7 protein-coding genes are annotated in these 8,092 nt (G+C 51.0%); 3 read left to right on the forward strand and 4 right to left on the reverse strand.

Annotation, left to right across the window (positions count from 1 at the left end):
* The 4 genes from nadE to asnB form a co-directional block, all read right to left on the reverse strand.
* The coding region (gene nadE, locus A918_RS0108325) for an NAD(+) synthase (protein ID WP_022710619.1) at positions 1–930 on the reverse strand (930 nt) is incomplete at its 3' end.
* The gene (locus tag A918_RS0108330) at positions 923–2,485 is read right to left on the reverse strand and encodes a class I adenylate-forming enzyme family protein (protein WP_028233554.1); all 1,563 of its coding nucleotides are present in this window, start codon (positions 2,483–2,485) and stop codon (positions 923–925) included. The genes A918_RS0108330 and nadE, both read right to left, overlap by 8 nt.
* Positions 2,486–2,506: 21 nt before the next feature.
* Complete coding sequence (locus tag A918_RS0108335) at positions 2,507–2,761, reverse strand: acyl carrier protein (protein WP_022710621.1); 255 nt, start codon at positions 2,759–2,761, stop codon at positions 2,507–2,509.
* A 156-nt stretch (positions 2,762–2,917) separates the two neighbouring features.
* A complete protein-coding gene (gene asnB / locus A918_RS0108340; protein WP_022710622.1) occupies positions 2,918–4,846 on the reverse strand; it encodes an asparagine synthase (glutamine-hydrolyzing) in 1,929 nt (642 codons plus the stop codon).
* Positions 4,847–5,341: 495 nt separating this feature from the next.
* On the opposite strand from asnB, the gene A918_RS0108345 reads away from it, so the two are divergent.
* The 3 genes from A918_RS0108345 (at position 5,342) to A918_RS0108355 (ending at position 8,069) form a co-directional block, all read left to right on the forward strand.
* The gene (locus A918_RS0108345; protein WP_022710623.1) at positions 5,342–6,391 is read left to right on the forward strand and encodes an ABC transporter substrate-binding protein; all 1,050 of its coding nucleotides are present in this window, start codon (positions 5,342–5,344) and stop codon (positions 6,389–6,391) included.
* Positions 6,392–6,495: 104 nt separating this feature from the next.
* The gene (locus tag A918_RS0108350) at positions 6,496–7,260 is read left to right on the forward strand and encodes an ABC transporter ATP-binding protein (RefSeq protein WP_028233555.1); all 765 of its coding nucleotides are present in this window, start codon (positions 6,496–6,498) and stop codon (positions 7,258–7,260) included.
* Positions 7,257–8,069 (forward strand): ABC transporter permease, encoded by an 813-nt coding sequence (locus A918_RS0108355; protein ID WP_022710625.1) that lies wholly within the window; start codon positions 7,257–7,259, stop codon positions 8,067–8,069. The genes A918_RS0108350 and A918_RS0108355 overlap by 4 nt, the downstream gene beginning before the upstream one ends.
* Positions 8,070–8,092: the final 23 nt, after the last annotated feature.

Genomic DNA, 8,092 nt, shown 5'->3' on the forward strand with positions numbered 1-8,092 from the left:
TTTGCGTTTAGCTACAATGTCTGCCCAGACATGCTGCACCTGATCTTCACCCAGATTGGTGGCTTTAGCTGTATCCGCTGCGCTGATATTGTGATTGAGCGCGTAAAGGCAAAGATCCATCAGATTATATGGCAGGGAGAAGTAGAACTCTTCCTGTGTCTGCGCCAGCGAGAAAGTATCCGTTGTCGGCGGACGCTGACGGATTTCTGCAGGCACACCCAGATAGTCTGCAAGCTGATAGACCTGCGTCTTATAGAGATGAGCAATCGGCTTCACATCCGCCGCACCGTCACCGTTCTTCACGAAGAAGCCCTGATCATATTCCAGCCGGTTCGGCGTGCCGACAACCGCAAAATTCAGACGATCCGCGTGATAATATTCAAACTGTTTACGGGTGCGCTGCTTCATATTGGTAGCAGCAACAATGCCTAAATAGGCTTCCGGTGTCAGGCGGATTTTTTCCTGCAGACCATCCGGTGACTGCACCACCAGCGAAGAAATATTATAGCCGCCATTTTCAGAAGCATTGTTGATCACCAGCTTCGATGCCCAGCCCTCTCCGTAAGCAGGCACAACCGAGCGGATAAAATCATCGCGGCGGCGATAGCAGCCCATAGCGGCCAAGGCAGGGCCGATATCCTCAATCACTGTCTGCACACCAAAGGTGCCTGCAAGCTTTTGCCCCAGCGCCAGTGACAGCGGGTCGGAATCATTCTCCGGCATAAAAATACCGAAGACTTTATCCGCACCTACAGCGCACACAGCCAATGCTGTACTCACGCTGGAATCGATACCGCCGGAAATACCGACAACCAGACCACGGCGGCGCAGACCGCGCAGCTGACGACGCAAGGCAGCGGTGATTTTCTCCACCTCAGCTTCCGCATCAATCACCATCGTCTGTGCAGAAAATTCTTGAATCTTATTCATCCTGAAACTGCCTGTATTGTTTGGCCAATATTTCCGCCGCAAGACGACGGCTGACTTTACCTGTATCGGTTCGCGGCAATTCATCTGTAACCAGAACAAAAACCGGAACCATATAATCTTCCAGATGCTGGCGGCAGAACCGGATAATCTCCTTATCAGTCAGTTCTGCATCTGCAGTGGTCACCATTGCGGTGATCGCCTGCCCCAGCATTGTATCAGGCACACCGGCTACAACAGCTTCCCGAATAACGGGATGCGTGTAAAGCACAGTCTCTACCTCTTTCGGCGGTACTTTTTCTCCGCGCGATTTAATGATGTCATCCTTGCGTCCGACGAAATAATAATATCCGTCTGCATCCATACGCAGCAGATCACCGGTATGCAGAACCTTTTCCCACGGATTGTGCCCGCTTCTCAGCACAGCAGCACTGGCCTCGGGATTGTTCCAGTAGCCCTGCATCACATTCGGCCCGCGTATCACCATTTCACCGGCTTCTCCCACAGGCACCGATCCGCCTTGTTCATCGACCAGATAAACTTCGCTATTCGGCAGTGCGATACCCACCGATTCCGGCTTCTCGCTGATCATATGCGGCGGCAGCCATGTGCAGCGTTTGCATTCTGTCATGCCATACATGGAATAAATTTCCGCATCTGGCACAACGCGTTGCAAAAACTCGATATGCGGCACCGGCAATTGTGCGGCAGTGTTGGTAACATAACGCAGATCGGGCAGAAAACCGGATATCAGATCACGCATCTGCATCATAATCGCAGACATTGTCGGTACGATAGGAAAGCCTGTTACCTTCTCAGCGCGCATCACATCAAACACCGCCTGCGGAAAAGCAAAAGACTTTTCCAGCACCAGCGTTGCGCCGAGCTTCACTGTCATCAGCAACTGATACAGCCCGTAATTGAAAGACAGCGGCAATACAGAGAGGATAATATCATCTGCTGTATTTTTCAGCAGCCCTGTCAGAGAGGTCGCCGCCGCCTCAATATTGCGATGTGTCATCATCACACCTTTGGGGCGACCCGTTGAACCGGATGTATAAATCAGCATGGCCAGATCAATATCAATGCCACCGCTGATAATTTCAGCCTGATTTTCCTGCAGCTCAACTGCCGTCTCGAATAGCAGATGCGGACGCTTGGAGCGGCTCGGGCCTTTAACGGCAATCAAAACCGGTATTGCAGCAAAAGCCTCAGCCTCATCAACAACCGGCAATAATTTAGCCTGTGTCAGCAAAGCAGAGGGTGTGCAGTCGTTCAGAATATAACCGAGCTTATCTGCTTTGGTTGACGGATTCACCAGTGTGAAGACCGCGCCGGCCTTCAGAATAGCAAAAACCGATACCGCTGCCTGCCAGCAATTATCCATGAAAATGACAACGCGATCCCCGCGCTGTACATTCTGCGCCCGCAGACTATGCGCCAAAGCCTCGGCTTTGGCATTAAATTCCGCATAGGAAAGACGTACCTGTCCGGTTACCAGCACAGTCTTGTGGCCGGTATTGTGTGCATGGAATTTAAGATGGTTCTCGATACGCATCATCGGACAGATTGCCTGCTATCAGGCAGCTTTGCGGGCAGTTACATAGGCAGTGATTTTTGACAGGCTGTCGAGATTAGCCGGAACAATATCTGCATCCGCCATTTTGATCCCGAAGGCCTCATCAATGAAAGCAATCAGTTCCAGCACGCCTGTGGAATCCATCACATCATTATCGATCAGCGATGCATCATCTTCCAGCGCATAATCCGTGTCGCCGAAAAGAAAATTTTCAATAATGAACGCACGTAAGCGGTCTTTGATCGTATCACTCATGCTCATATCCTGTTTCGATCATTTCTGACACTCCCAGAGCTGCCGCAGCAACAATCTGAGAATACTCTAATGAAGCCCGTAAAATACTATACTTTATTCGCTGTTTTAACACATAACTTTGACAGTAAAGTCTATAGGATTCTTAAATTTTCCGAACTAGCTCAGTAAACTTGTAAATTTTTTCAGCCATATTTGTGTAGAAAGCACACCGACATAGGCTGTATTGTCACGGAAGCCAGTCAGACCTTGTTCTTTATTCTTATTGTATAATTTAGACACGGCTTTAGCGTTAAAATAGCCGCTCTCCTCAATGCGGTTTTCACTCATCAGATCGCGGACATATTCCTTCTCACCCTTTCCGATGAAAGAATGACTGTCCGGCGCACGATAAGGCTGTTTCTGCCGCTGTAAAACTTCCGCCGGAACACGCTGTTTTGCAACACGGCGCAGCAGATATTTCTCGGTCAGTCCATGCAGCTTCAGCGACGGATGCAGCCTTGTTGCAAATTCAGACAGACGATAATCCAGAAACGGAAAGCGCGTTTCCACACCATGCGCCATAGCCATACGATCTCCCTGACTGGAGAGAATATAGGATGGCAGCAGAAAACGACACTCCAGATATTGCGCCTGATGCAGCTCATGCCAGCGTCCGAACCGCTCCGGCAATTTGGAAGCCAGCTCCTCACCCGCATCATAATCGCCGAGTTCCCGTTTCAGATCGCCGGAGAAAAATAATTTGGCGGCACTTGTCGCCTTAAAACGCGGCCGGTGCGAATAAAGCGGATCCGCCAGATCAGTACCGTGAATACCGAAAAACGCAGCCAGAGTTTCCGGTGTCTGTGCTTTTAAGCCGGGCAAATAAGGATAAAGCTTGCGAAACAATTGCGGCCTGATGTGCGATTGCGGTTGCCGCGCGCAAAAACGACGGACTTTTGCCTCGCGGAAAATATCATAGCCGGCAAAGACCTCATCCGCGCCTTCACCGGTCAAGACCGCTTTCATGCCGCTTTCCCGCACCAATTGTGCAAGACGATAAAGCGGCGCCGGTGCCGTGCGCACCAGCGGTACTTCGGCAGCCTGAATAACATCGGGAAAAATCGCTGCAATATCATCTTCCGCGATAGAGATCGAATGATGTTTTGTATGCAATGCCTGCGCCACCATTTTCTGGTAGCGGCTTTCGTCATAATCCGCCTGCTCGAAGCCCACGGAAAAACTATGCAATTCACCTTTTGTCAGCGGCTGCGCAAAAGCCGCAATCAATGATGAATCCAACCCGCCGGAAAGATAAGTGCCGACAGGCACATCTGCCTGAATACGCAGATTTGTGGCATCCTGCAGCAAAGCTTCCAGTTCTTCTGCGGCAGCATCTGCATCATGAATGACGGCGGCATCATCCCGATCCGGATAATCCAGCGTCCAGTAACGCTGCATTTTCATGCCGTTTTCGTCACAGATCATCATATGCGCTGGTTCAAGCTCATAAATTTTACGGAAGGCTGTGCGCGGCGCAACCGGTGCCCAGAGCGTAAAAATCTGATCCAGTGCAACCGGATCGAGCTCCGCCTGTACTGATGGCACGCGCAGCAATGCCTTGATCTCCGAAGCGAAATATAACACCCCGTCCGCATGGGTGTAGAAGAGCGGACGCACACCCAGCCGGTCGCGGGCAATGAACATGCGCTTTAACTGCACATCCCATAAAGCAAAGGCAAAATCACCATTCATAAAGCGAAGGCAATCCGTGCCATAACGGGCATAAAGATGCAGGATCACTTCCGTATCGCTATGGGTGCGAAACTGTGCGCCCTGTGCTTCCAGATCACGGCGCAGTTCTGCATGATTAAAAATCTGACCGTTGAAAACCAGCACGTAGCGCTGATCGGCCATTGTCATCGGTTGCTGACCGTCGCTGATCCCGACAATGGACAAACGTTTATGCGCCAGACCTGCCCCATTCAGAACAACAGCGCCCTGCTCGTCAGGGCCGCGATGAGCAACGGCATCTGCCATGCGGCGCAGTAAAATCTCCGGCGCCTGATCTGTTTTTATCTGCCCGACATAGCCTGCTAATCCGCACACGATAACGCTCCCGCTGACATAGGCGGCAATAGCAACCGGAAAAATCCGGACTTGCCAGCAAAAGCCCGCCTGACATAATCTTGTATCGCAGAGTCTGCCTTGTGACCAAACAACATTTTCACGAACAGGGCAGCACGATAAGAAATGTCAGTTTAATATTAACAAACAGCATTTTGCACGCTCATAGGTGAGAAGCGCATGCAACGACTCTGCTTTCACAGATCTTTTATGCCTGTCCCTGCACCACAAAGCTCATTCAAAATTTTTATGCCGGACAACAATTAAAATCGCTGTTTCCGTCACAATTACGAGGAACAAACAGCTATCTGACTGCTTTTAACTTCAAATCCCGATGAATTTGCTCTACAAGAACGCACGAAATCATTGCAAAAAATTCCATGTCTTTGCGTAATAAAGCGTCGGGCACGGACAGCGGATCATCGGATATTGTCGCTTATAACAATACACCTGACCGCTTTTGGTAAGGATATACAGATGCAGAAATTCCAGCTCTCCCGCCGTCAGACTCTCGCAGGGCTCAGCGCAGCCGGTGCCATGACTGTGCTGGGTGCTCCTTTTTCTTTAAGTGCCAGAGCGGAAAGCACACAGGTTAAAGCCGTGCTCGGTATTATCCGCCTTGCCAGTCAGGCACCAAGCTTCATCGCGCAGGAACGCGGCTATTTCAAAGCCGAAAACCTCGATATGGAATTCAAATATTTTGAAGCCGCACAGCCAATGGCCGTAGCCATTGCCGGTGGTGATGTCGATTACGGTGTGACAGCCATGAGCGGCGGTCTGATCAATCTCGCCGAGAAAAATGCGGTAAAAGTCATCGGCGGTTCTCTGCAGGAAGAAAAAGGCCTCGCTGGCCAGATCATTCTTGCTTCTAACAAAGCCTATGAAGCAGGTCTCACCGAACCTAAACATCTGGCAGGTAAGAGCTTCGGCATTACCACTGCCGGTTCGTCCTTCCATTTCATGGCTTATAAGATTGCCAAGGCCAACAATATTCCGCTGTCTGAAATCACCCTGCGCCCGCTGCAGAAAGTCGGTGCTGTTGTCGGCGCTCTGACTTCCGGCCAGATTGATGCATGGGCTATTCAGCCAAGCATTGCCAAGAAGATGATTGCAGAAGGTGCAGCCAAGCAGATCGGTCTGGTGTCTGATGTTGCGCCGGATTATCAGGTGACAACAGTGTTCACTTCGACCAAAAATGCTGCGGAAGAACGGGCGAAAACCGAAGCTTTCATCCGCGCTTATTCCAAAGCCATTGATGATTACAATGCGGCTCTGGTCGACAAAACCGCTTCTGCGGAAGAAGTCGATGCGATTGCCAAGATCGCCCATAAATATGTGGAAATGGATTTGCCGTTCGAACAGGCCAAAACCAATCTGGTCAATGGCGCAATGCGTATCAACAAGGGTCTTGCCCTGTCTCTTGCCTCTGTCACTGAACAGCTCAACTGGTTCAAAGACGAGAAGATGGTAAAAGACACCATCACCCCTGAAATGCTGTTTGACACCAGCTACGTCAAAACCATCTGATTTTCTATTCTGAGCCGGTTCTTTTGTTCAACCGGCTCCCCTCCGCGAAATATCAGGGCCCGCAAATCTCTTATGCCGCCCTGACAAGAAGAAGTAAAAACTGCATGGATTTGCTGTTAAAAAATGTAGGCCACCATTACGGCAAGGTCGAAGTTTTGCGTGATATCACGCTTGAAATCAATCAAGGGCAGATCGTCTGTCTGATCGGCCCTTCCGGTTGCGGCAAATCCACTTTGCTCCGTTTTATCGGCGGTCTTGAACAGCCGACATCCGGTCAGGTTCTGCAAGTCGGGGAACCTTCCCCGTCCTCTCTCAATCCGCTGACCTATGTTTTTCAGCATTTTGCATTGCTGCCTTGGCGCACAGTTGCCGGTAATATCCGGCTGGTACTGGAAGATCACAAATTATCCGCCAAAGAGATGGATGCAATCATCAGTGATGTGCTGGCACGCACCCGTCTCTCAGATTTTGCAGATGCCTATCCCAAACAGCTCTCCGGCGGGATGAAGCAGCGCGTTGCCATTGCCCGTGCTCTGGCTGTGCGCCCTGATGTCATGCTGATGGATGAACCGCTCTCCGCGCTCGATAGTCAGACCCGCGAATTGCTGATGGACGATCTGGTATCGCTCTGGACGCGTCAGCCTTTCACCGCTGTCTATGTTACCCATAATCTGGCGGAAGCCGTGCGCCTCGGCCATAAAATTGTAGTGCTGTCCCGCCGTCCGGGGCGGATCAATCAGGTTGTGACAATCGACACGCCTCTCGATCAGCGCCATCTCGCAGACCCTGTACTGGATGCCAAGCAGCAGGAACTATGGGCACTCATGCGTGATGAAGCGATGGCTGCGGATCAGGAGCTGCTGAAATGACAAAACCATCAGATAACCAGACAATCATCACCCGTCCTGTACCCTTTCGCGGCGGTGGTTTTGCACCGGTGAAAGTACGTTTCATAGCGCCTTTGCTGTTTATTTCCTTGATTGCACTGGCTGAAATCGGCACCCGCACAGGTTTTATTTCTAATCTGACCTTGCCGCGTCCTTCTGCGGTGCTGGGCACTTTCTATCAACTCTATGATACCGGCCTGCTCTGGCAACATCTGTTGCCGTCATTGCAACGACTGATTGTCGGCGCATCGATGGGGATTTTCGCCGGTGTGCTGCTTGGCACAATGATCGGACTGTTCTCCTATGTCCGTGCCGGTCTGGTACCGCTTGTCGCCGCTATTTTCCCTATCCCGAAAATTGCATTGCTGCCGCTGTTTGTGATCTGGTTCGGCATTGATGAAATGTCAAAATATGCGCTGATTGCATTCGGTACTTTCACCCCGACAGTCGTGGCAACCTATGGTGCAGTTGATAATGTGGATCGCAGCCTGATCCGCATGGGGCAAAGTTTTAACCTGCGCTGGTGGTCAATCATCCGCAAGATCGTGTTGCCCGGTGCCCTGCCCGGCATTCTGTCAGGCTTACGTGTTTCCATCGCCATCGCCATTATTCTGCTGGTTGCTGCCGAAATGCTCGGTGCGCAATATGGCGTCGGCGCCTATATTCTGGAAGCCGGTTCGCTCTATGATCTGGAGCGCTTGTTTGCCGGTGTTACTATCCTCTCCGTCATGGGACTGATTACCAGCTGGATGATCGGCAGGGTTGAACATTATTTCCTCAGCTGGCGCTGATCCGGCATAACAACAAAAAAGGG

Origin of the sequence: Pseudochrobactrum sp. AO18b, assembly GCF_000409565.1 — a bacterium.
GTDB lineage: Bacteria > Pseudomonadota > Alphaproteobacteria > Rhizobiales > Rhizobiaceae > Pseudochrobactrum > Pseudochrobactrum saccharolyticum.

What these genes read in the sequence shown, in the direction of transcription:
- A918_RS0108345 (WP_022710623.1), top strand. Translation starts at nt 5,342, where the DNA reads ATGCAGAAATTCCAGCTCTCCCGCCGTCAGACTCTCGCAGGGCTCAGC.
- A918_RS0108335 (WP_022710621.1), bottom strand. Translation starts at nt 2,761, where the DNA reads ATGAGTGATACGATCAAAGACCGCTTACGTGCGTTCATTATTGAAAAT.
- A918_RS0108350 (WP_028233555.1), top strand. Translation starts at nt 6,496, where the DNA reads ATGGATTTGCTGTTAAAAAATGTAGGCCACCATTACGGCAAGGTCGAA.
- A918_RS0108355 (WP_022710625.1), top strand. Translation starts at nt 7,257, where the DNA reads ATGACAAAACCATCAGATAACCAGACAATCATCACCCGTCCTGTACCC.
- A918_RS0108330 (WP_028233554.1), bottom strand. Translation starts at nt 2,485, where the DNA reads ATGCGTATCGAGAACCATCTTAAATTCCATGCACACAATACCGGCCAC.